Genomic DNA, 22,206 nt, shown 5'->3' with positions numbered 1-22,206 from the left:
GCGCCCTCGGCGCGGGCTCGGGCGGAGTCGCGCGATGTGCGCGATGTGCGCGATGACGTACGCGCACCGCATGCGCGCCCCGCAGCATGTCCCGCCACACGTCCCGTCGCACTCCCCGTCACACGCCCCGTCACACGCCCCGTCACATCGACGAAGACCTGCCGAATTCCCGGACTCCGCCCCCACCTCTCCTCGGGGGACGTGAGGGCCGGGCCGACGAGAGGACCACCTCCCGTGCCTGCCACCCGCCCGACCGACGCCGCCACGCCGGCCGAGCACCGAGGTCACCGCCCGCGCGAGGCCCATTCCCCGGGCTCCCGCACGCTGCGGCGTACGCTCACCGCGGCCCTCGTCCTGCCGCTCCTGGCCTTCGCCGCCACCTCCTGCGGCTACGGCTCCCAGGCCAAGGACGACACGCAGAACGTCGCCAAGGGCAAGCCGATCGACGACCTCTCCGAGGTGAAGGTCGGCTACTTCCCGAACCTCACCCACGGCACGGCCCTCGTCGGCCTGGAGAAGGGCATCCTGCAGAAGGAGTTGGGCGGCACGCAGATCACGCCGTCCACCTTCAACGCCGGGCCCGCGCAGATCGAGGCGCTGGTCTCCAAGTCGATCGACATCGGCTTCATCGGCCCGTCGCCGGCGATCAACGGCTACACCAAGTCGGCGGGCAAGGGGCTGCGCATCATCTCCGGGGCCGCTTCCGGCGGCGTGAAGCTGGTCGTGAACCCCGACAAGATCCAGTCCAAGGACGACGTCAAGGGCAAGACGATCGCCACGCCCCAGCTGGGCAACACCCAGGACGTCGCCTTCCTGAACTGGGTCTCCGAGCAGGGCTGGAAGGTCGACGCGCAGAGCGGCAAGGGCGACGTGTCCGTCGTCCGCACCGACAACAAGATCATGCCGGACGCGTACAGGTCGGGCTCCTTCGACGGCGCCTGGGTGCCCGAGCCGACCGCGTCCAAGCTGGTCGACGAGGGCGCGAAGGTACTGTTCGACGAGAAGGACCTGTGGCCTGACGAGCAGTTCGTGATCACCAACATCGTCGTGTCCCAGAGCTTCCTCAAGGAGCACCCGAAGGTCGTCGAGGCCTTCCTGCGCGGCACCGTCAAGACCAACGCGTGGATCGCGAAGAACTCGGACGCCGCCAAGGCCGCGGCCAACGACCGCCTCGCGCGGGACTCCGGCAAGGCGCTGCCCGCGAAGGTCATCGACCCCGCCTGGAAGTCCATCGAGTTCACCGACGACCCACTGGCGGCCACCCTCGACACGCAGGCCCAGCACGCGGTCAAGGCCGGCCTGCTGAAGAAGCCCGACCTGGGCGGCATCTACGACCTGAAGCTCCTCAACCAGGTGCTGCGGCACGAGAGCCAGCCCGGCGTCTACGACTCCGGCCTCGGCACCGACTAGCCACCGCAACCCGACCGTTCCCAGGAGGTGACGATCATGGCCACCAGCACCCTCACCAAGGCCGAGGACCGCACGGCGGTGTCGCACGCCGCACGCATCCAGCACGTGTCCAAGTCCTTCGGCCGGCCCGGCGCGCAGCAGCTCGTGCTCGACGACATCAGCCTCGATGTCGCCCCGGGCGAGTTCGTCACGCTCCTGGGGGCCTCGGGCTGCGGCAAGTCCACCCTGCTCAACCTCGTCGCGGGCCTCGACGCCCCGACCGCCGGGTCCATCGAGACGTCCGGACGCCCCGCCCTGATGTTCCAGGAGCACGCGCTGTTCCCCTGGCTCACCGCGGGCAAGAACATCGAACTCGCCCTGCGGCTGCGGGGCGTGCCCAAGAGCGAGCGGCGCGACGAGGCGGAGCGTCTGCTCGGCCTGGTCCGCCTCGGCGGCGCCTACGGCAAGCGCGTGCACGAGCTGTCCGGCGGCATGCGCCAGCGCGTGGCCCTCGCTCGCGCGCTCGCCCAGGACAGCCAACTGCTCCTGATGGACGAGCCGTTCGCGGCACTCGACGCGATCACCCGTGACGTCCTGCACGACGAACTGACCCAGCTGTGGCATGAGACCGGCCTCTCCGTACTCTTCGTGACCCACAACGTGCGCGAGGCCGTCCGCCTCGCCCAGCGCGTGGTGCTGCTGTCGTCCCGCCCCGGGCGGATCGCCCGCGAGTGGACCGTGGACATTCCCCAGCCGCGCCGCATCGAGGACTCCGCCGTCGCGGAGCTGTCCCTCGAGATCACCGAACAACTCCGTGGGGAGATCCGCCGCCATGGCCAGCACTGAGACCTCCACCGGGACCTCCGCGCCCAAGGACCAGGACGACGCCGCGGGCCTGACGGGTCTCGCGGGCCTCGAGGCCGGGCTCGACGCCCTGGAGACCTCGGTGGACCAGCGAACCCCGCGCGGCGAGACCATCCGCAAGAAGGTTCTTCCCCCCGTCTTCGCGATCGCTCTGGTTCTGGTGATCTGGCAGGCCCTGACCTGGGCGCAGATCATCGACCCCTACAAGCTGCCGTCTCCCTCGGCCGTCTGGTTCGAGGTCCGGCAGGCCTGGCTGCAGGGCACGCTGTTCGACTACATCTGGACCAGCCTCTGGCGCGGTGTCTCCGGCTTCCTGCTCGCCCTCGTCATCGGTACGCCGCTCGGCCTGCTCGTCGCCCGCGTACGGTTCGTGCGCGCCGCGATCGGGCCGATCCTGTCCGGCCTGCAGTCCCTGCCGTCGGTGGCGTGGGTGCCGCCTGCGGTGCTCTGGCTCGGTCTGAACGACTCGATGATGTACGCGGTGATCCTGCTCGGCGCCGTCCCGTCCATCGCCAACGGGCTGGTCGCCGGCGTCGACCAGGTGCCGCCGCTGTTCCTGCGGGCAGGCCGCACCCTGGGCGCCACCGGGGCCCGCGGCACCTGGCACATCGTGATGCCGGCGGCGCTGCCCGGATACCTGGCCGGCCTGAAGCAGGGCTGGGCCTTCTCCTGGCGCTCCCTCATGGCCGCGGAGATCATCGCGTCCTCGCCCGAACTCGGCATCGGCCTCGGCCAGTTGCTCGACAACGGCCGCACCAACAGCAGCATGTCCATGGTGTTCCTCGCCATCTTCCTCATCCTCATCGTGGGCATCGCCATCGATCTGCTCGTCTTCAGTCCCCTGGAGCGCCGCGTGCTGCGCAGCCGCGGTCTCCTCGGCAGGAGCTGAACCGTCATGCGCCACCTGAGCCTTCCGCCGCACACCGTCCGCCCGGGACAGGCCCGGTCCGCGCCCGTCCTGCTCGTCATCGCGCACGGCAGCCGGGACCCGCGCCACGCCGCGACCGTGCACGCCCTCGTGCGCCGCGTCCGGTCGCTGCGCCCGGATCTCCGGGTGGAGACCGGGTTCCTGGACTTCAACGCCCCCTCGGTGACGGGGGTCCTCGAAGGCCTCGCCGCCGACGGAGTACATGACGTCGTGGCCCTGCCGCTGCTGCTCACCCGCGCCTTCCACGCCAAGGCGGACATCCCCGCCGTCCTGCACGAGGCGACCACCCGCCTGCCGCAGCTGCGGATACGCCAGGCCGACGTACTCGGCCCCTCCCCGCTGCTCCTCGACGCGTCGGAGCAGCGGCTGTACGAGGCGGGCCTGGAGCCCGGCGACAAGAGCTCGACCGGGGTCGTCCTGGCCTCGGCGGGCTCCACGGACCCGGAGGCGATCGCAGTGATCGCAGAAATCGCGCGGGAGTGGCGGCGCACCGGTTGGTGTGCCGTGCGGCCTGCGTTCGCCTCCGCATCTCTGCCCCGCACCGAGGACGCCGTCCGCGAGCTCCGTGCCGAGGGCGTCCGCCGGGTGGCGGTCGCGCCGTATGTCATCGCGCCCGGCTTCCTGCCCGACCGGATCGCCCGCGGCGCCCGCGAGGCCGGCGCGGATGTCCTCGCCGATGTCCTCGGCCCCGCACCGGAGCTGGCGCGCCTGCTCCTGACCCGGTACGACACGGCGGCGTCGGCTTCCACGGTGGCGGTGGCGATGTCCGCCTGAGGGGACTCGGGCGGGCGACCTCCACTCGGCCGGGGTCGGATCGGACGGTCGGATCGGACGGTCGGCTCGGACGGTCGGCTCGGACGGCGAGCGGCCTGGACGGCGAGCGGCTCAGACAGGCGCCGCCAGCGCGGGCCGCCCCTTCTCGTAGACCGTGAGTCCCTTCGCCAACTTCAAGGGCACCAGGATCAGTTCGACGACGAGGGCCTTCCACGCGTACACCAGATTCACCGCCTTCGTCGCATACACACACGGCACGTTCCGCAGGACCCCGAGCAGTGACAGCCGTCGTCTGCGCGCCGCGTAGACCAGCGGTGGCAGCGTGAGCAGCGTCTCGGCGCCCAACCACCAGGCGAAGGCCTCGGCGAACGACTGCGTATCCGACGCGGCCACCAGGAACGGCGTGGCCAGCCACAGCGGAGCCGTGATGATCTCGGCCAGAGCCAGCAGCACCCACAGCGCCAGCATCGGCTTCGCCTTCATCAGCCGCGGCAGGTGCAGCCGGACGTTCTGACAGAAACCCGCCATCCACCGCCAGACCTGCTTGCGCAGATACGTGAGCGTCTGAGGGTCCGCGGCCCAGGCGACGGCGTCGCTCACATAGACCGCGCGGCGCCCCTCGATCTGCCGGGACCAGGTGAAGTCCATGTCCTCGACGATGGTGCGTTCCGGGAACCCGCCCGCGACCCTCAGGTCGCTCCAGCGGAACACCGAGCAGCAGCCGGAGCACACCATGGGGCTGCCCGCCGCGTGCTGGATCGGCCGGTGCCAGTGGAAGCCGAAGAGATACTCGACGGACCTGCCGCGCTCCCAGATGGTGCGGGTGAACCGCGTCTGGACGTTGCCGGCCGCGATCGCCACGTCGGGGTCGTCGAAGACGCCGATGGTGCGCTCGATGTAGTCGGGCGCGAGGACCGTGTCCGCGTCGACGGCGAGGATCAACTCCGTTGTGCAGTAAGGCAGGGCGTAGTTCTGTGCCTTGGCCTTGCTGCCCTGGTTCTGGGGTGGTCGCAGGACCCTCGCTCCGTACGCCGCGGCGACCTCTCCTGTGCGGTCGTCCGAGGCGTCGTCCACCACGATGACCTGCTCCGGTGGCACGGTCTGCGCGGCCAGCGATTCGAGGGTTGCGGGCAGGCCGGCTTCCTCGTTGTGCGCGGGCACTACGACGGTGACGCCCAGAGGCAGGCCGGAGAGTGTCACGCCTGGCTGTTCGGTTGGTGTTGTCTGGCTTGTCGGCGGCGTCCTCATCGTGTTTCTCCCCCCGTGGCCGCCAGAGCGTTGGCAGCGTCGTCGCGCCTGGGCCGAGGGTGCGTCGAGTAGGGCCGCGCCCTGGAGGCCGACCTCCTCCGTCGAGACCTGGACCGGGCCCGGGGCTCCGCCCAGCTCGGCGTGCGCGGGCGCGTATGTGCTGCTGCCCCGGAAGGCGGTTCCGTCCGCGTCCGGGCTTCGGGCCCCTCCCCTTCTCCCATCCGCATCCGGACGACGCTGATCGTCAAGGCGACCAACCCGACCAGGCCGTAGACGAGTGTGCTGATGCCGATGAACGGCAATCCCCCGTGCATCTCCTCACCCCCGTAAGGAATTTCGTGCTTCGTGAATGTCGCGCGTCGATGGCCGGGACGGCCGTGCGTCGGCCTCTCCCGTCCGGGCATCGCCCACGCTAGACCGAAACGACGATCTCTATCCGGAAGCATCCATTCCTGTGGATAACTCGTCGGCGGGCTGCTGAAGCGACTTCGGCAGCCCGCCGACGACACCGCCGACGACACCGCGGACCCCACCGCCGACGCCAGCACGGACCCCCGGAGACACAAGCACCCAGCGACTCGGACGCTCAGCTGGTCAGAGGCGGTCGAGATCCATCCATCGCCTCTCCTACGTCCCGAAGGGTTCCGGCACGTGCGCACCCACGGGGCGGTGGAGATGCCCTGCAGGGCAGGGCGCCGCCGAGTGCGACCGCGATGGGAGTCAGGGCGAGTCAGCCCGAATTACTCCGAACTGCCGGCGAACGGCGTGGCCTGGTGGAACCAGAGGAGCCAACCCTTTCGAGTGAGCCGCCACAGGGAACTCCGGTGCGCCGTACGCCCGTTGTCGTCAGTGTCGAAGGTCAGATGGACCAGGTCGTCCGCAAGCTGGACGCCACGCATCCGGGAGGTGGTGATGGGTCGGTGCCCCGGTTCGGCCTGCGCGGAGAGCGCGGCGGTGATCCCTGCCCGGTCCCAGCATCGTCCGGATGCGCCGATCTCCGAGAACTCGGGATGGAGAAGCGCGCCGAGCAGCTCGGGCGAGCGGCGCACTTCGGGAGCGAGCAGGCGCAGTTCACCCTCGATCGCGGCCTCCACGGCGGGCGAGGTCTCAGTCATGGGTGAGCTCCGCGAGTTTGAGGACGGTGTTCCAGTTCCGGCTGGTGGCGATGACGCCCTTCAGCAGCGCGGGCCGTGCGAGCGCGACGGCGAGCCTGGAGCGGCCGAGGCCCTCCGGCGCATAGAGGTACAGCGCCCGGTCGCCGAGCTTGTAGTCCTCCGGCGCGAACTCCAGGGGGTCCACGGAGGCAAGATGTTCGGGTCGTACCTGCTTGGAGAGGTAGGTGACGTGCAGCTGCTTCGGTTCGAGCTTGTCCGCGGGAAAAGGGCAGGCGTCGATGACGGCCTGCAAGTAGTCACTGTCGCGGACCAGGACGTCGACGGCGAATCCGAAGTGTTCCGCGAGCGCCGTGGAGATCTCGGTGGCGAGAGAGTCCTCGTCCCCGTGGCCGCTGTCGAAGACGGCGTTCCCGCTCTGCAGATGGGTGCGGACGCTCCCGAAGCCCATGTCCGAGAGGAGAGAACGGAGTTCGGCCATCGGGACCTTCTTGTGGCCGCCCACATTGATCCCACGAAGCAGCGCCGCGTACATCGTCATGGCCACACCCTAGACAGGCACGCCCACGAGTCGCGCACCACGCGCAGAAAGGCGGCCGTCGTGCCCCGTGGGGGTTGGCACGACGGCCGCCGGTCCTGAGAAGTCTCCCGGAGGCCGGGGAAGCAGGCCCCGGGAGACTTCACCGCACTGTGAGGTTCGGTCGCGACGCCGGTCCGGGAGGTCATCCCCGAGCCGGGCGCCGGAATTCGCCTCGGCTCCCTCGGCCAGACCGGCACCACAAGTACGGCCGGCCGAGGGGCTGTCAGCACATCGAGGAGGTGTTACTCGACGACCTTGAGCAGCTTGTTCGGCGTGCCCTCGCTCGGGTTGGTGATCTTGTCCGGGGTGGCACCCTCGGACAGGGCCGTGGCGACCTGCTCCGGCGTGGCGTCCTGGTGACCGCCGAGGTAGACGGCGGCGGCACCGACGACGTGCGGGGTCGCCATCGACGTACCGGAGATGGTGTTGGTGGCGTCGTCACCGGTGTTCCAGGCGGACGTGATGTCCGAGCCCGGAGCGTAGATGTCCACGACCTCACCGAAGTTGGAGAAGTCCGACTGCTCATCGGTGTTGGTGGAGGAGGCGACGGTGATGGCCTCCTTCACGCGTGCCGGGGAGCCCTGACCCGCGTCCGAGGACTCGTTCCCCGCGGCGACACCGTAGGTGACGCCGGCCGCGATGGACTTGCGGACGGCCTCGTCGAGGGCCTCGTCGGCGCCGCCGCCGAGGCTCATGTTGGCGACGGACGGGCCCTTGTGGTTCTCGGTGACCCAGTCGATACCGGCGACGACGCCCTCGGTGGTGCCGGAGCCGTTGTCGTCCAGAACGCGGACGGCGACGATCTTGGCCTTCTTGGCGACACCGTGGGAGGCGCCCGCGATGGTGCCGGCGACGTGCGTGCCGTGACCGTTGCCGTCGTCGGCGCTGTCGTCGTTGTCGACAGCGTCGAAGCCGTGCTCGGCGCGACCCTCGAAGTCCTTGTGGCTGATGCGGACACCGGTGTCGATGACGTACGCGGTGACGCCCTCACCCGCGGCGTCGGGGTACGTGTACTTCTTGTCGCCCTCGGTGTCGGTCTGGTCGATGCGGTCCAGGCCCCACGACGGCGGATTGTCCTGAGTGGCGTTGATCGTGAACTTCTTGTTCTGCACGACCTTCGACACGGACGGGTCGGCGGCCAGCCGCTTGGCCTCGGTCTCCGAAAGGCCGGAGGCGGAGAAGCCGTTGACGGCCGAGTCGTAGTTGCGCTTGAGGGTGCCGCCGTACTCCTTGGCGAGGTCCTTCTTGCTGCTCTTCTTCGCCTTGTCGTCGAGCATGACGATGTAGCTGCCGGACACGGCGCCCTTGGCGTTCGCACCGTAGATCTTACCCTCGGCCACCGGCGCGGCACCGGCGAAGGAGGTAGCGAAGACGGTGACACCCACTGCGGTTGCAGCGGTGGCTATCGCCGCGGTGAGCTTGAGGGAACGAGCACGCTTGTGAGTTGCCATGAAGAGGGGTCTCCTCGTGGTGTGGGGGGTTGTGGGGGGTAAGCGTTACTGCCTCAACGCCCGTAGATCCGGAAGATCTCCGGGGGTTGGGACGAAACCCTGGCGGATTGACGCGCGCAGATCAATACCTACATACAGCTGTGACTTGTTCAACAAGGTTCCGTAATAACAAATAGGGCGCTCTGCGCATAACGCAGAGCGCCCCTCAGGGAAATCCCTGAGACCCTCCCGACCGGCCGAAACAAGTGGCTGCAAAGGTCAGTTGAAAATCAGGACAGAGCCGGAGCCATCAGGTCAGATCACCGCACAGAATCGGAAACCTCAGGCGGCGGCCGCGAGCTTTCGCTGCTCAAAGCTGTCGATCGTACGCGTGAAGTCACGAGTGGAGAGCAACAGCTTGTAGATGATGGCGAGTTCGAAGACGAGCAGCAGCGCGCCGGAGATGATCGTCGCCGGAATCACCACGTCGAAGAGCGGGCCGATCATGAAGACGCCCATCTGGAACTCGATCCCACTCACCAGGTGTGTACGGATGCGCTTGCTCAGGAGATACGAACGGCAGCGCAGGTACCACGGAAAGCGGTGGCGGAACTCCTGGTGCAGGTCGACCACTTGAGCCTTGGCCGCGGTGGCGGATGCGGCGGAGGGCTCCGCCGATGCCCCCTCGGCCTCGTCGGCCCCGGCGACACCGTCAGCCCTTTCGACTCCGTCAGCCCCTTCGGCTCCGTCAGCCCTCTCCGCTCCGTCAGCCCTCTCCGCTCCGTCAGCGCCCACGCCCACAGCGCGCTGCGCGAGACCGCCGCGCGCCGCCTGCAGGTCCTGCTCGATGTCCGCCGCGGGGTTTTCGCGCAACAGGTCTTCCATGAAGGCCAGTTCCGCCTGGTTCTCGGCCCGCCGGGCCTCGCGCATGCGTGACTTGATCTGCTTGCGCATGGAATGGCGGATCTTGAAGATCTCGAGGGAGTTGATGTACCGAAGCGTGTCGAGACCGATGATCACGAGCGAGAGCCAGATGTAGATGGTCTCGCCGGTCCGCGAATACTGGCCCGCCATCAGGGCGATCGAGCAGACCATGACTCTGATGCGGTCGAAGACGAAGTCGAGCCAGGCGCCGAAGACCGAACCGGTACCGGTCAGGCGCGCGACCTTGCCGTCCATGCAGTCGAGGATGAAGCTCAGATGGTAGACGACGGCGCCCGCGATCATCCAGCGCCAGTCGGCCATGGCGAAGCACGCGGCGGACACGAGGCCGAGAAGGAACGCGCCCCAGGTGATCTGGTTCGGGGTGATCCGGGTGCGCATCGCGGTCTGCCGCACCAGCGGCGTCGCGACCGGGTCGACAAGGAGCACCGTCCACCAGGCGTCGCGCTTCTTCTCGGTGATGCGGCGTACCTCGGAGAGAGGCGGTATGTCTCGGCGCATGTCAACTTCCCGGCGTTCGAGTGGAATTCACTTCACGCTAAGAAGGTCGTCGCCCAAGGCACAAGAAGCGATGCGTACAACCTTTACCCGGGGGTAAGGGTCGTAGATTTCAGACGAGTCAATGCCCTTGGTGGACCAGAGGCCTGTTACCTGAGCGTTACCACTCCAGGCCTCTGGCCCTCCCGAGCGCAACCGGCTACCGCTGAGGCAGCGCGGCCTCGATCAGGTCGGCGGCCCGCCGGGTCCCGCCCTCGGTCGCCATCTGCTCCTGGATGACCTGCAGTCGGCGCGCCACCTCGGGGTCCTCGACGAGTTCGAGCACCGCTCGACGGAGTACGTCCGCCGTCGCCTCCTCGGTCGGGATGTGCCGGGCCACGCCGAGCCCCTGCAGCATCTCGGCGTTGCCTGGCTGGTCGACGGCCTGCGGCACGGCCACCATCGGCGTCGCGGTGGCCAGCCCTTCCTGGCTGCCGCCTGCTCCGGCGTGAGTGACGAACGCGTCGGCCTTCTTCAGGATCGCCAGCTGCGGCACCCAGCGGTGCACTTCGACGTTGGCCGGGATCTCGCCGAGCTCGCTCTCGTCGACGTGCTGACCGATCTGCAGCACCAGATGCCAGCCCGGCAGGTCACCGAACGCCTCGACGCACTCCCGGTAGAACGCCGGCTGCTTGGTGAACGACGAACCGAGCGAGACCAGTACGACCTTCTCGGCCTCGACCGGACGCTGCCACTCACCCTGCGCGGACCGGTCACCTTGGCACGCGCCGACGAAGGTGTACACGCTCTCGTCGACCCGGTCGGCGTTCGGCTGCAGCGCCTTGGGGATCAGTACGAGGGAACGTGGCGGGCGACCCGCGAAGGCGTCGTGGCCCTGGGTGATGCCGTTCTCCTGCAGCCAGGCCTCGAAGTTCGCGAAGTACGCCTGTCCGCGCTCGGTCGTCTTCAGGTCCCGGTAGAGCGGCTCCCCCACCTCCTCGTGGTACCCCTCCCACGCCACCAGGTTCGGCGAGAGGGAGATCTCCGGGACGCCCCAGCGGCGGGCGAGGATCCGCGCCGGGTAGGACGTAATGTCGTAAAGGACGAGGTCGGGCTCGTCACCCTCGTAGGCCTTGGCAAGCTGCGGCAGGGCGTTGACCGCGTCCTTGAAGAACGGCTCGATGTTGTCGATCAGTGTGGTGCCCCAGGCCTCCGGGTCGTCGTCCGGAGAGGGCAGGGTCGTGGCGTAGAGGACGGGTTCCGCGCCGGTCTCGGCCACCTTCTCCTCGAAGGCGTGCGGGATCGCGTACGTGACCCGGTGCCCTCGGGCGACGAGCTCGCGGATCACTTCGAGGCTTGGGTTGACGTGTCCGTGGGCGGCGATGGAGAACATGGCGATATGGGCACGCTGGGGAGTGGTCATGACGAGGACAGTACGCGAGACGATACGTCTCGTGCAAGCTTTTTAAGACGGAGCGTCTCGCGCCGCTCAGTCGCTCTGCCTGCCGCAGCACGCACGGCGGCTGCGACAGGTAACGCGACTGAGCGACTCCCCTATCTCTGATACCGGGCCAGCACCAGATTCCCGTCCTCGACCAGCCGTCTCCTCAGCTCACCCATTCCGATCGCCCCGCTGTAGTACTCCTGCAGCGCAGGCGTCGCCACCTTGTCCTTCCATTCCGGGTAGCCCCGCACCGACTGCGCCGGCGCCGACCGCAGATGCTCGGCGAGCTCTGTGCCCGTCTCCCAGTCGTTCTTCTCCGTATGCAGAGCGGGATCCTTCAGGGCCTCGGTGCCGGTCGGCAGCATCCAGTCGCCCTCAGCGAGCCGCACCATGTTCTCGGGCTGCAGCAGGAAGTCGATGAACGCCATCGCCTCCTTCTTGTGCGGGCTGTCCTCCGCGATCGACAGGGTCTGCGGACTCACCCCCTGAGTCAGCCCGTCAGCCCCCGCCGGCGCGGGCAGCACCTGCCAGTCGAAGCCGTCGGGCGCCTGCTGGACGATCTGCTGCCGGTACGAGAACCCGAGCGGCACCATCGCGTACTTGCCGCCGAAGAAGCCCGGCAGCGTGTCCGAGCCGCCCATGCCCAGGGTCGAACTCGACGCGCTTCTATCGGAGTTGACCTGGTCGTGCACGGTCTTCGGCACCACTTGGTCGGCGGCGTCGAAGCGGACCTCCACCTTCCCGTCGGCGCCCCGGTGGAAGACCTTGCCGCCTGTCGACAAGGAGAGGTTCAGCGTGGCCGAGACCGGCTCCTTGAGCGGCCAGGCCACCCCGTACTTCCCGTCATCGGCGTCCCCGCTCAGTTCGTCGGTGACCTTCCGGAACTCCTGCCAGGTCCAGGGCTTGTCCGGCGTGGGGATGCGCACCCCGGACTTCTTCAGCCACTTCGCGTTGGCGATCAGGACGCGCGGCTCCTGGAGGAACGGAACGCCGTAGATCCCGTCCCCGAAGGTCGCCGTCTCCCAACTGCGCTGCGGAATATCGGACTTCAGGCGCTCCGGCAGCAACTCCCCCAGATCCGCGAGATAGCCCCCGTACGCGAAATCCGCGAGGTCGTCCGAGGCGTCATGGATGATGTCGGGCGCCTCGCCGCCCTCGAAGGACGTGAGCAGCTGGTCGTGCACGCTGTCCCAACTGCCCTGGACATACTTGACCTGGACATCCGGATGGGCGGCGTTCCACTCCTTCACCAGTTCCTTGTTGGCGTCGACCGACTCCTTCTGCCACGCAAGGGACTGGAACTGCAGCGTGATCGTGCCGCTGTCCTCCTCGGGCTCGCCGGAGCAGCCGGTGAGCAGCATCCCGAGTGCCGTCGCCGCGGCGGCGACGAGTCGGGCACGGAGTCGCACGCGCGGGCGGGGCGCCATCAGTGCTTCACCGCCCCGGCCAGCATGCCGCCGGTGATGCGCTTCTGGATGAGCGCGAAGATCACGAGCGACGGGATGGTCGCGAGGAACGCAGCAGCGGCGAGCGGTCCCAGGTCGGCGACGCCCTCGGTGCCGATGAAGCGGTTCAGGATGACCGGCAACGTCTGCTTCTCCGGGGTCTTGAGCAGGACGAGCGCGAAGAAGAACTCGTTCCATGCGGTGATGAAGGCGAACATCGCGGTCGCCACGATGCCGGGCGTGAGCAGCGGCGCGGTCACCGAGACCAGCGTGCGCAGCTTGCCCGCCCCGTCCACGGCCGCGGCCTCCTCCAACTCGGGCGGTACGGCGCGGACATAGCCGACGAGCATCCACAGCGCGAACGGCAGCGCCCAGACCACGTACACCATGATCAGGCCGATCAGCGAGTTGATCAGGTGGAGGTTCTTCAGGATCAGGAACAGCGGAATGATGATCAGGACGAACGGGAACGCCTGGCTGATCACCACCCAGCCCGTGGCCGCCCTGGCGAGCCGGTTGCGGTGCCGCGCCATCACGTACGCCATCGGCGTCGCGATGACGACGGCGACCAGGGCCGCGCTCACGGCCACGAGCAGCGAGTTCGTCATCGCCTGCAGCAGCGGCTGTTCGTCGAAGGCCTGCGTGAAGTTCTGCAGCGTGGGGTTGTGCGGGATCCACGTGGGATCGAGACTGCCGAGCTCCTTCGCGGGCTTGAACGCCGTGGAGATCAGCCAGGCGAACGGGAAGGCCAGGAAGACGAGATACGCGGCGAGCGCCACGTACTGCGCGGCGCGGGCCGGCTTGGAGGTACGCATCACGACTCGTCGCCTCCCTTCAGGCGGCCCACGAGATAGAACGCGAGGATCACCGAGATCACCGCGACCATCACACAGCCCATCGCCGCCGCGTAGCCGAACTGGCCGTAGCGAAAGGCCTCTTCGTAGGCGAACAGCATCGGCAGTCGGGTACGGCCGCCGGGGCCGCCCTGCGTGAGCACGTACACGAGGGCGAAGGAGTTGAAGTTCCAGATGAAGTTGAGGGCCGTGATGGACAGAGCGACCGGTTTGATCGCGGGCCAGGTGACGGTGCGGAAGCGGCGCCAGGCGCCCGCTCCGTCCATGGCGGCGGCCTCGTGCAACTCCCGCGGGGTGTTCTGCAGTCCGGCGAGCAGCGCGACCGTAGTCTGCGGCATGCCGGCCCACACGCCGACGACGATCACGGCGAACAGCGCGGTCGCCGTGCCCGTCAGCCAGTCCCGGCCCTCGCCGAGGCCCAGGTTGGCGAGCGTCTCGTTGAGCACGCCCGCGTCCGGGTGGTAGACAAGCCGCCACATGATGCCGACGACGACCTCGGGCATCGCCCACGGGATGATCGCGAGCGCCCGCGCCAGCCAGCGGAAGCGGAGGTTCTGGTTGAGCAGCAGGGCCAGGCCGAGCGCCAGGAAGAACTGCGGCACGGTGACACCGACCGCCCAGAGCAGGCCGATCCGGAACGAGTCCCAGAACAGCGTGTCCTGCAACAGGTCCTGGAAGTTGAGGCCGCCCACCCACTGGGTGGCCGCCGTCCGGCCGGACTGGGCGTCGGTGAACGACAGCGCGATGCCGTACAGCAGCGGGCCGACGCTCAGGACCAGAATGGGGATCAGCGCGGGCAGCACCAGGAACCAAGCAGCGTGGTCCCCCGTTCTGCGTGCGCGCTGCTGCTTCGCTGACCGCTTCGTCGCGGTCGCCAATGTCACGGAATCGGCTCCTTCAGGCGGTTGATCTGAGGATGGCCTGCCCGTCTCCCGCCACCGCCCTTCCTTGGAAGCGCTTCGCGCCGTGACCTGTCCCAGGCGGCCACCGTCATCGTGCTGATGGTGCGTGAGTACGTCAAGCATGCGCGCATGCCTTGTGGCCTGTGCGAACGCGCCCGCGGCAGCTGCGAGACTGGGCGGCGTACACAGTGATCGGCGATGTGCTCGGCGAGCTCGGTGGCGGTATGCGCGACTCCGTTTCGCGTGTGCCGCCGCACTCCGTGCGCAGCGCGCTGCGGGAGGCAAGTCATGGACGAGGCACGAGCGCGGGACGTGCTGGCCGAAGCCGGGGTGGCGGGGGACGCGGAGCTCCTCGCCCTGGGTGAGAACGCGGTGTTCGGCACCGGCGACCTGGTCGTGAAGGTCGGCCGGGCGGCGCCCGAACTCTTCGATCGCGCCCGGCGCGAACTGGGCGTCGCACGCTGGCTCGAGGAGTGCGAGGTGCCCGCGGTGCGGGCCGCGGAGCCCGAACCTCGGCTCGTGGACGGCCATCCGGTGACCTTGTGGCATCGCCTCGGTCCCGCGCTGCGGCCTGCCGAACCTGCTGATCTGGCCGGGCTGCTCCGCCTGGTGCATGCTCTTCCCTCCCCTCCGGTCGCACTGCCGCGCCGCGAACTGCTCGGCGGCATCGAGCGCTGGCTGCGTCTCGCGGGTGACGCGATCTCTCCAGCCGACGCCGACTATCTGCGTGAGCGCAGGGACGGCTTCGCCGCCGCGGCCGCCGCGCTCACCCCTCATCTGCCGCCGGGCCCGATCCACGGCGACGCCCTCCCCCGCAACGTCCATGTCGGCCCTGGCGGGCCGGTCTTGGTGGACCTGGAGACGTTCTCCGCGGACCTCCGCGAGCACGACCTGGTGGTCATGGCCCTGTCCCGCGACCGGTACGGCCTTGCGCCCGAGGCCTACGACGCGTTCGTCTCGACGTACGGCTGGGACGTACGGGAGTGGGACGGGTGCGCGGTGTTGCGCGGTGCGCGGGAGACGGCGAGCTGCGCGTGGGTGTCACAGCACGCGCCCGCCAACCCCAAGGCCCTCGCCGAATTCCGCAGGCGCGTCGCGTCGTTGCGGGACGGGGACCCTGAGGTGCGCTGGTACCCGTTCTGAGTTCGGGCGGCGTCTGTCTGTCCCGAGTGGAGCGAGGTGCCGACGGACTTCCCCCGCTCGCGGGCCTGTTCAGGCCCGAGACATCAGGCTGAGGCGTTCAGCTCAGAGACGTTCGGCTCTGAGACGTTCAGCCTGGGATTCAGGCGAGGTTCAGGCCGATATGTTCCGCAGTGGCCAGTGCCCGTCGATCACCGCGGTCTCATCTCCCTTGCTGCGCAGGAACTTCTGGAAGTCGGCTGCCCATTCCGCGTACCACTCGACCTGCCGGTTGTGGAGTTCGGCGGGGCCGAGGCCGCCGACCTTGGAATGCCTGACCGCTATCGCCGAGGCGAGGCGGGCGGCGGCGAGGGCGTCCGCGGTGGCGTCGTGCGCGGAGTCGAGTCGGACTCCGTACACCGAGCAGACGGCCTCCAGGTTCCGCTTCCCCTTGCGGTATCGATCGACGGAGCGGTCGATGGTGTACGGGTCGATGACCGGCGCCGGTTCGATGCCGCCGAGCCGGTCACGCATGGACGGCAGTCCGTACCGGTGCAGTTCCGCGGAGAGCAGGGTCAGGTCGAACGCGGCGTTGTACGCCACCACCGGGACGCCCGACTGCCAGTAACCGGTCAGGGCGCGGGCGAGTTCGTCGGCCACCTGGTCCGCCGGGCGGCCCTCCGCTCGGGCGCGCTCGTTGCTGATGCCGTGCACGTCCACGGCCTCCTGCGGTATCGGCACTCCCGGGTCGGCCAGCCACTCGCGACGTCCCATCGACTCCCCGCCCTTGACCTCGATCAGCGCGCCCGTGACGATCCGCGCCTCGCGCGGGTCCGTGCCCGTGGTCTCCAGGTCGAAGCCGATCAGCAGATCCTGGTGCCAGCCCATCCGTGGCCCTCCTTCGTGGTGCTCTCCCCCATGTGCGTTTCACGATCGCATGCGCCACTGACAATCCGACTGGCGCGTTCCGATTCGGCCTCTGACCTGCGTCGCATCCGTCGCGCCCCTCCGACGGTCCGCTCGCGGGGACAAAGAAGTGCTCCCCGCCCCGGCCCTCGACGCGGGATCCGAGTCCGCCCGATGACGAGGTGGGCGAAGACGCCGACCAGGACATGAGCGCGCCGCCGGACAGTCACGACACGGGACGCGAATCCGCCCACACCGACTCGAACTCCTCGCGGTACGTCTCGAACAACCCGTGCTCGCCGCCTCCGCCCGCCTTGACCACGCGACCGCCGCCGCGCAGCACGAGCACGGGGGCTTCCATGCCGCGGGTGCGCCGCAGGTAGGACTGGACGACGGCCACTCCGTCCGATCCGTCCCCATCGACCATGTACGCGGTGAAGCGCGGGGTTTCGTCGAAGACGTGAATCTGGAAGGCGCCCGGGTCGCGGAGGCGGGAGCGCACACGCCGCATGTGCAGGATGTTCATCTCGACCGTGCGGCTCAACTCGCCCCGCTTGATGCCGAGTTCACGTTCCCGGCGCTTGACCGCACTGCTCGCCGGGTTGAGGAAGAGCAGCCTTACGCGGCTGCCGGTCTCCGCGAGCCGTACCAGGCGGCGGCCGGAGAAGTTCTGGGCCAGGAGGTTCAGGCCTATGCCGATCGCGTCGAGGCGCCGCGCCCCGCCGAAGATGTCCTCGGCCGGGAACTGGCGCAGCAGCCGCACCCGGTCCGGATGCACGCCCACCACGTCCGCGTACCGGTCGCCGACTATGTCCTCGACCGCGTCGACGGGCAGCCTCCGCGCGGAGGGCACCTCCGTGTCGGCGCCGAGCATCTCCAGGAGCCGGGCGGAAGCCCGCTCCGCCTGCGCGAGGACCGCCTCCGAGAGGGCGCGGTTCCGGGAGACGACGTTCCGCGCGACTTCCAGCTCGTCCAGGGCGAGTTCGACGTCCCGGCGGTCGTCGAAGTACGGCTCGAAGCAGGGCCAGTGCTGAACCATCAGCTCACGGAGCTGGGGCAGCGTCAGAAAGCTGAGGACGTTGTCGTCCGCCGGGTCGAGCAAGTAGCCCTTGCGGCGGCTGACTTCGCGTACGGCGACGGCGCGCTGCACCCACTCCTGGCCCGCGGGCCCTGCCGCGGCCACCACCCAGTCGTCGCCGTGGACGGGCTCGTACACGGGCCGGACGACCGCCGAGACGACGGCGCGCAGCCGCTGTTCGACGAGGTTCAGCCAGATGTAGGCACGGCCGGCCCGCTGGGCGCGCGTGCGCACCTCGTGCCAGGCGTCGGCGCCCCAGTCCAGTTCCGGCCCTATCTGCGCGGCCGTGTCCATCGGACGCGCCAGGGAGACCGCAGAGGGCGGGGCGTCGCCGGTGCCTCCCTCGCGACCCTCGTCGCCAGGGGGCAGCTCAAGACCGCCCGAGCTCACCCACGCACCGCCTTCCGCTCCCCCCTGGGACCCCGTTCGGGATCATGGTCCGGAGTCTTGGTCGAGACCCGGTTCAACGATCAAGGAAGGGTACTCCGGGAGCGGTCGACGGTGCAGCCGGATGCTCAGGCTCTTTTCTCAACCTCCTTGTCCCACAAGGCCGTTCCGGCTCGCCGACTCCAGTGGAGTGAGCGGATTCATAGCGGTCAGATCACGTGGGGCCGGTGGGAACCCTTGCCGATGCACTGGTATCGGTTCCTGTCCTCGCCCGAGGGGATGCGGTGGAACCTCATGTTGACCCACGTGCTCGGGTGTTCTGACTGACAGCCCGCCCTCGCGCGGGAACAACTTCCCTCAGGGGCGCGGCGTTTCGAGGGATCCGGCCGAACTCACCACAGTGGTGGGCGCCTCGCGCCACCCGGACGTAGCGTCCCGGTCCTGCTCGCCCCCGCCTCCAGGACGGGCCGCGAGGGCTACGACGAAGGCCAGCGCCGCGGCCGCACTACCGACGGCGAAGGCGGCCGCGGGGCCGTACGACTCCGCGAGGCGCCCGGCGACAGCGAGTGTGACCGCCTGGCCGCCGACGAACGCGCTCGAGGCGAACGTCATACCCTCCGCCAGCCGTTCACGCGGAACTGCCCTCTCGGTGAGGCCGAATCCGCTGATCAGGTTGGGCGCGAAGATGGCGCCGAAAACCGTCACTACTAGATACAGACCGGCCAGTGAATCCGTCCACACCAGAGGGAGCGAGAGCAGCGCGGCAGCCGCCGTCGCGACGCGCCAGCGCAGCAGCAGGCAGATGCGCCCGGGGAGCGCCGCCATGGATAGACCGACGATGGCACTCATGACGCCCATCGCCGCGTATACGAGACCCGCCTGGTCCGGTCGGCCCAACTCCTCTGTGAGGGCCGTGATTCCGGCGCCGCAACCGCCGAGCAGCACACCCAGGAGTACGAGTCCGACCCGCACCACGTACACCTGGCGTGGCATGCGCCGTGCTGCACCACGCGCGCGTGCGTGTTCCTCCGCCGCACGCGCGCGTGGCTGTTCTTGTCGCCCCTTGTGCCGGCCTTCCGCCGGCGTCGGCACCAGGGTGAGCGCGGTCGGGTGCAGCGCGAACCCGGTTCCGCAGACGGCCACGAGGAGCGCCGCCAGGAGCATCGCGTACGCCGGGTGTCCGACGACCGCTGCGAGGCCCACCGCGGCGGGCCCGAGCACGAAGGACACCTCGTCCATGGTGCTCTCCAGGGACATCACCGCGTCGGCGAGCCGGTCGTCGGCCCGGCCACGTCGGGCGAGCGCCACTACGCGTGCCCGCGCAAGCGGGCCGATACCGGGCACCGACGCGCCTGCCAGCGCCCCGAGGACAACCAGCAGCGGCGTGGCCGCACCCAGCAGGGCGCTCGCCGTGAAGGTGCTGATGGCCATCGCGTTCACCAACGCGAGGACCAGCACCACGCGACGCTGCCCGTGACGGTCCGCGAGGCGGCCGACGAACGGCCCCATCGCCACCTGCCCGAGAGCCAGAGCGCAAGCCACCATGCCGCCGATGGCGAGGGAGCCGCTGGTCCTGGTGACCATCAGGACGCTGCCCATCTGGATGATCGCCGTGGGCAGTCGCCCCAGGAAGGAGATCAGCGGAAGCAGCGCACCGGAGAGCCCGATCACCTCCCGGTACGTCTGCAACATCCCGGGAGCGGAATCCCTGCTTGCGCTCTGCTCCCGTGTCCCCTGCGGCATCGTTCGAAGCTATCGCCCTCTTCGGCGCGGCACGCATGCGGTGATGACACGAAAGCGGAGCAGGCCGGTACGTAGGTTCGCATGACGACCGTGCACTGCTCACGGCGACGACAGTGCACTGCCCATGGCGACGACAGTGCGCTGCTGAGAACCCGCACTTGTAGGTGAGCTCTTTCTCGGATGCCGGGCTCACGGTGGACGAGCGGGGCTTCTCGTCGCCACAGACCGCGTCCGTGGAGCCGAGGGGGGCCGGGAGCCGAACCCTCAGGCGCTCTCCGGCGGTGCGGGCGGGAAGGCTCCGCTCCGTCACTCAAATGGCATGCCAAAAACGGATGTTGAGGCCATAACAACGTGAAGCATCCTCCGTCCGTATAGCGGAGCGCTTCCATCCGTATACGCACAGTGGCGCCGGCGCCTTGACAGGGGCTTCAGGGCGTGGGGTACTGCGGATGCGCACGCCGGGAGGACCAACGGGGGTGAGTCACCTGACGGAGCAGCACTATCCCAGTGTGACGGAACTCGTCCTGTCCGCACGGGCCTTGGTGGCTGAAAGCCCCGACCTCTGCGAGTTGCGGCGGATCGGCACCTCGCGCGCGGGGCGCCCGCTGCACCTGCTGTCCGTGGGGCGGTCGGAGCAGCGCGTCCTGGTCGTCGCGGGTGCCCACGCCAACGAGCCCGTGGGCGGCCCCACAGCCCTCCATCTGGCTCGACGCGTGGCGCAGGAGGAGCAGCTCCGGTCCAGGACCAGCTGGCATTTCCTGCTCAGCGCCGACCCGGACGGCGCGGCCCTGCACCGCGCGTCCGCGCCCCGCTCGCTGTTCGACTACCACCGGCAGTTCTTCCGCCCCGCCGGCCCCGAACAGCCGGAGTGGGCGCCATCGGTGCTGCCCCCCGACGCGTGGCCACCCGAAAGCCGCGCTCTCCTGAACGTCATAGACGAGCTGCGGCCCTACCTCCAAGTGTCCCTTCACGGCACCGATCTGGGCGGCAGCTGGGTGCAGTTGACGCAGGACATACCGGGCCTCGCAGAGCCTTTCGCCAAGTCCGCCGCCCAGCTGCACATCCCGATAGAGACCAGCACGTCCGACGCCGCGAGCTGGCCGATAGCCGGCCCGGGTGTGCACGTCATGCCGGATCCGGGCACGGACGCACTGTTCCCGAGCCTCCCCGAGGACGTGACACGGTCGACCTGGCACCACGTGCACCGGTACGGCGGCAGTACGGCCATCGTCGAAGTCCCGATGTGGGCGAGCGATCTGGTCGACGATCCGGCACGTCACCCCGCGCCGCGCGAGGCCCTGCAGCGGGTCTCCGGAAGGCTGCGAGCACAGGCCCTGCGAGTGGAGGGCATGCTGCGGGAGACGGGGCTCGGAGAGGCCGAGGAGCGGTCGCTGCCCGAGGGGTGCGGACCGCTGCTGCGGGCCTCTCGCTGGGCGCTGGGGCTCGTGCCCGGCCTCGCGGAGGACTGGCTGCGGCCACCGCCGAAGGGCGCGACGATGACGTACGTGTCCAGCATCGACGCCTTCGGCCGCCGACTGCCGCTGCGGGCCGCGGCGATGCTGCTGCGGGTGCTCGACGAGGCGGGAGATCCGGCGGCGGCCCGCCTGGAGGGGTTGGTCGCCCAGTGGAGCAGCTCCTTCGAGAGCCACTTCAAGGCGCGCTGGGTGCCGCTGGAGCATCAGGTGGAGCACCAGTCCCGCACAGTCGTCGCAGCGGCCCGGCACGCGCGCGTGAAGGTGAATTAGCACTCTGGGCGGGCCGCGGCCTGCCCGCGGCTGACGAAAAGATCCGCACGCGCGCGTGCGGAAGCGAGCTCCGGCACCCGCACACATACAGCCGTGCCAGTGTCACCACTCACTGCACAGCAAGCCGAAAGCTCATCGATCCGAAGCTCACGTGGTCGCCGTCCCGCACGACCGCGGCAGCGACCACGCGGCGGCCGTTGACAGTCGTGCCGTTGGTCGAGCCCAGGTCGCGCAACACCCAGTGGCCGCCCTGCACGCGCAGCTCGGCGTGCACGCGCGAGACGGTGTCGTGACTGAGCCGCAGACCGCTGGACGGGTCGCGGCCGATACGCAGCGGATAGGGACCCGGCTCGGGAAGCAGCAGCTTGGGCAGCCGCTCCGCCTGCCACGCCCGTCGCACCCGCACGGTGAACGCCGAGGCGGCACTGACCGCGCCGGTCACGAGCGCACTCCAACGGCCTTGCGCAGCAGGCAGATCGGCGGTCAGCGCGGTCAGTTGGTCGGCCCGTTGCGCGACGAGTACGAGCTCCATGCGGCGTACGTACGTGTCGTGCGAGAGCCGCCCCTGGACCACGCCCTCCTGTAGCGCGCGCAACGCCTTGTCGCGTTCGGCGTCCGAGAGCCGCGCGGGATACGTGGGGAACTCGAAGGAGGGCGTCACGTCCGCGATTGTCGGACAGGGCCGCCGGAGTGTCCAGAAAACCCGGAACTTCGCCCCTCGCTGACCAGCACTAACCTGATCCGTAAGCCGGTTGACGGACCGGGACCGCGACCGGGTCGGGCACTGCGGCGACCGAAAACCGCTGGACGGAGGCGCGCGATGGTCATAGGGTCGCAGC

General features: G+C 69.2%; 18 protein-coding genes and 1 pseudogene. 6 read left to right on the top strand and 13 right to left on the bottom strand.

Annotated features, from left to right (window positions below; genetic code table 11):
- Positions 1 to 324 precede the first annotated feature (324 nt).
- The 4 genes from QIT00_RS12355 to QIT00_RS12340 are packed head-to-tail and all read left to right on the top strand — an operon-like array spanning position 325 to position 3,955.
- The gene (locus tag QIT00_RS12355) at positions 325 to 1,410 is read left to right on the top strand and encodes an ABC transporter substrate-binding protein (protein ID WP_282535332.1); all 1,086 of its coding nucleotides are present in this window, start codon (positions 325 to 327) and stop codon (positions 1,408 to 1,410) included.
- 36 nt (positions 1,411 to 1,446) lie between these two features.
- A complete protein-coding gene (locus tag QIT00_RS12350; protein WP_282535242.1) occupies positions 1,447 to 2,235 on the top strand; it encodes an ABC transporter ATP-binding protein in 789 nt (262 codons plus the stop codon).
- Positions 2,222 to 3,142, top strand: a complete 921-nt coding sequence (locus tag QIT00_RS12345) for an ABC transporter permease (RefSeq protein WP_282535241.1) — start codon at positions 2,222 to 2,224, stop codon at positions 3,140 to 3,142. The genes QIT00_RS12350 and QIT00_RS12345 overlap by 14 nt, the downstream gene beginning before the upstream one ends.
- 6 nt (positions 3,143 to 3,148) lie before the next feature.
- Positions 3,149 to 3,955: a sirohydrochlorin chelatase gene (locus QIT00_RS12340; protein ID WP_282535240.1), complete on the top strand. Its 807-nt coding sequence runs from the start codon at positions 3,149 to 3,151 to the stop codon at positions 3,953 to 3,955.
- A gap of 111 nt (positions 3,956 to 4,066) precedes the next feature.
- Here the strand turns inward: QIT00_RS12340 and QIT00_RS12335 are convergent, their stop codons facing one another.
- The 9 genes and pseudogenes from QIT00_RS12335 to QIT00_RS12295 all read right to left on the bottom strand — a co-directional run bounded on the left by QIT00_RS12335 (position 4,067) and on the right by QIT00_RS12295 (position 14,371).
- Complete coding sequence (locus tag QIT00_RS12335; RefSeq protein ID WP_282535239.1) at positions 4,067 to 5,155, bottom strand: glycosyltransferase family 2 protein; 1,089 nt, start codon at positions 5,153 to 5,155, stop codon at positions 4,067 to 4,069.
- 788 nt (positions 5,156 to 5,943) lie between these two features.
- The gene (locus QIT00_RS12330; protein WP_282535238.1) at positions 5,944 to 6,318 is read right to left on the bottom strand and encodes a nuclear transport factor 2 family protein; all 375 of its coding nucleotides are present in this window, start codon (positions 6,316 to 6,318) and stop codon (positions 5,944 to 5,946) included.
- Positions 6,311 to 6,856: a DUF1697 domain-containing protein gene (locus QIT00_RS12325; protein ID WP_282535237.1), complete on the bottom strand. Its 546-nt coding sequence runs from the start codon at positions 6,854 to 6,856 to the stop codon at positions 6,311 to 6,313. Before QIT00_RS12325 ends, QIT00_RS12330 begins: the two co-directional genes overlap by 8 nt.
- A gap of 281 nt (positions 6,857 to 7,137) precedes the next feature.
- Complete coding sequence (locus tag QIT00_RS12320) at positions 7,138 to 8,346, bottom strand: S8 family peptidase (RefSeq protein ID WP_282535236.1); 1,209 nt, start codon at positions 8,344 to 8,346, stop codon at positions 7,138 to 7,140.
- A 321-nt stretch (positions 8,347 to 8,667) separates the two neighbouring features.
- A complete protein-coding gene (locus QIT00_RS12315) occupies positions 8,668 to 9,768 on the bottom strand; it encodes a CDP-alcohol phosphatidyltransferase family protein (RefSeq protein WP_282535235.1) in 1,101 nt (366 codons plus the stop codon).
- Between the two features lie 196 nt (positions 9,769 to 9,964).
- Positions 9,965 to 11,237, bottom strand: a pseudogene (gene mgt / locus QIT00_RS12310) (macrolide-inactivating glycosyltransferase).
- A gap of 61 nt (positions 11,238 to 11,298) precedes the next feature.
- Entirely contained in the window at positions 11,299 to 12,549 is a 1,251-nt protein-coding gene (locus QIT00_RS12305) for an ABC transporter substrate-binding protein (protein ID WP_282535331.1), read from the bottom strand.
- 65 nt (positions 12,550 to 12,614) lie between these two features.
- The gene (locus QIT00_RS12300; protein WP_282535234.1) at positions 12,615 to 13,448 is read right to left on the bottom strand and encodes a carbohydrate ABC transporter permease; all 834 of its coding nucleotides are present in this window, start codon (positions 13,446 to 13,448) and stop codon (positions 12,615 to 12,617) included.
- On the bottom strand, positions 13,448 to 14,371 hold the full coding sequence (locus tag QIT00_RS12295; protein ID WP_282535233.1) for a carbohydrate ABC transporter permease: 924 nt from the start codon (positions 14,369 to 14,371) through the stop codon (positions 13,448 to 13,450). The genes QIT00_RS12300 and QIT00_RS12295 overlap by 1 nt, the downstream gene beginning before the upstream one ends.
- 306 nt (positions 14,372 to 14,677) lie before the next feature.
- Between QIT00_RS12295 and QIT00_RS12290 the strand changes: the two genes are divergently transcribed.
- Positions 14,678 to 15,532: a phosphotransferase enzyme family protein gene (locus QIT00_RS12290; protein ID WP_282535232.1), complete on the top strand. Its 855-nt coding sequence runs from the start codon at positions 14,678 to 14,680 to the stop codon at positions 15,530 to 15,532.
- 150 nt (positions 15,533 to 15,682) lie between these two features.
- Here QIT00_RS12290 and QIT00_RS12285 read toward each other — a convergent pair whose 3' ends face one another.
- From QIT00_RS12285 to QIT00_RS12270, 3 genes are all read right to left on the bottom strand, one after another.
- A complete protein-coding gene (locus QIT00_RS12285) occupies positions 15,683 to 16,396 on the bottom strand; it encodes a 3'-5' exonuclease (RefSeq protein ID WP_282535231.1) in 714 nt (237 codons plus the stop codon).
- 244 nt (positions 16,397 to 16,640) lie between these two features.
- Positions 16,641 to 17,882, bottom strand: a complete 1,242-nt coding sequence (locus tag QIT00_RS12280) for an SAV2148 family HEPN domain-containing protein (protein WP_282535230.1) — start codon at positions 17,880 to 17,882, stop codon at positions 16,641 to 16,643.
- A gap of 354 nt (positions 17,883 to 18,236) precedes the next feature.
- Complete coding sequence (locus QIT00_RS12270; protein WP_282535229.1) at positions 18,237 to 19,571, bottom strand: MFS transporter; 1,335 nt, start codon at positions 19,569 to 19,571, stop codon at positions 18,237 to 18,239.
- Between the two features lie 527 nt (positions 19,572 to 20,098).
- Here QIT00_RS12270 and QIT00_RS12265 point away from each other — a divergent pair.
- Positions 20,099 to 21,367, top strand: coding sequence for a M14 family zinc carboxypeptidase (locus QIT00_RS12265; protein ID WP_282535228.1), 1,269 nt, complete (start codon positions 20,099 to 20,101; stop codon positions 21,365 to 21,367).
- Positions 21,368 to 21,476: 109 nt separating this feature from the next.
- On the opposite strand, the gene QIT00_RS12260 is transcribed toward QIT00_RS12265, so the two are convergent.
- Positions 21,477 to 22,028, bottom strand: coding sequence for a DUF1707 and FHA domain-containing protein (locus QIT00_RS12260; RefSeq protein ID WP_282535227.1), 552 nt, complete (start codon positions 22,026 to 22,028; stop codon positions 21,477 to 21,479).
- Positions 22,029 to 22,206: the final 178 nt, after the last annotated feature.

Origin of the sequence: Streptomyces luteolus (genome assembly GCF_029968015.1) — a bacterium.
GTDB lineage: Bacteria > Actinomycetota > Actinomycetes > Streptomycetales > Streptomycetaceae > Streptomyces > Streptomyces luteolus.
Note: the sequence above shows the minus strand (reverse complement) of the source record. Positions and strands in the feature narration are given on the sequence as shown.

What these genes read in the sequence shown, in the direction of transcription:
- QIT00_RS12350 (WP_282535242.1), top strand. Translation starts at nt 1,447, where the DNA reads ATGGCCACCAGCACCCTCACCAAGGCCGAGGACCGCACGGCGGTGTCG.
- QIT00_RS12345 (WP_282535241.1), top strand. Translation starts at nt 2,222, where the DNA reads ATGGCCAGCACTGAGACCTCCACCGGGACCTCCGCGCCCAAGGACCAG.
- QIT00_RS12340 (WP_282535240.1), top strand. Translation starts at nt 3,149, where the DNA reads ATGCGCCACCTGAGCCTTCCGCCGCACACCGTCCGCCCGGGACAGGCC.
- QIT00_RS12330 (WP_282535238.1), bottom strand. Translation starts at nt 6,318, where the DNA reads ATGACTGAGACCTCGCCCGCCGTGGAGGCCGCGATCGAGGGTGAACTG.
- QIT00_RS12325 (WP_282535237.1), bottom strand. Translation starts at nt 6,856, where the DNA reads ATGACGATGTACGCGGCGCTGCTTCGTGGGATCAATGTGGGCGGCCAC.
- QIT00_RS12320 (WP_282535236.1), bottom strand. Translation starts at nt 8,346, where the DNA reads ATGGCAACTCACAAGCGTGCTCGTTCCCTCAAGCTCACCGCGGCGATA.
- QIT00_RS12315 (WP_282535235.1), bottom strand. Translation starts at nt 9,768, where the DNA reads ATGCGCCGAGACATACCGCCTCTCTCCGAGGTACGCCGCATCACCGAG.
- QIT00_RS12305 (WP_282535331.1), bottom strand. Translation starts at nt 12,549, where the DNA reads ATGCTGCTCACCGGCTGCTCCGGCGAGCCCGAGGAGGACAGCGGCACG.
- QIT00_RS12300 (WP_282535234.1), bottom strand. Translation starts at nt 13,448, where the DNA reads ATGCGTACCTCCAAGCCGGCCCGCGCCGCGCAGTACGTGGCGCTCGCC.
- QIT00_RS12290 (WP_282535232.1), top strand. Translation starts at nt 14,678, where the DNA reads ATGGACGAGGCACGAGCGCGGGACGTGCTGGCCGAAGCCGGGGTGGCG.
- QIT00_RS12285 (WP_282535231.1), bottom strand. Translation starts at nt 16,396, where the DNA reads ATGGGCTGGCACCAGGATCTGCTGATCGGCTTCGACCTGGAGACCACG.
- QIT00_RS12270 (WP_282535229.1), bottom strand. Translation starts at nt 19,571, where the DNA reads ATGTTGCAGACGTACCGGGAGGTGATCGGGCTCTCCGGTGCGCTGCTT.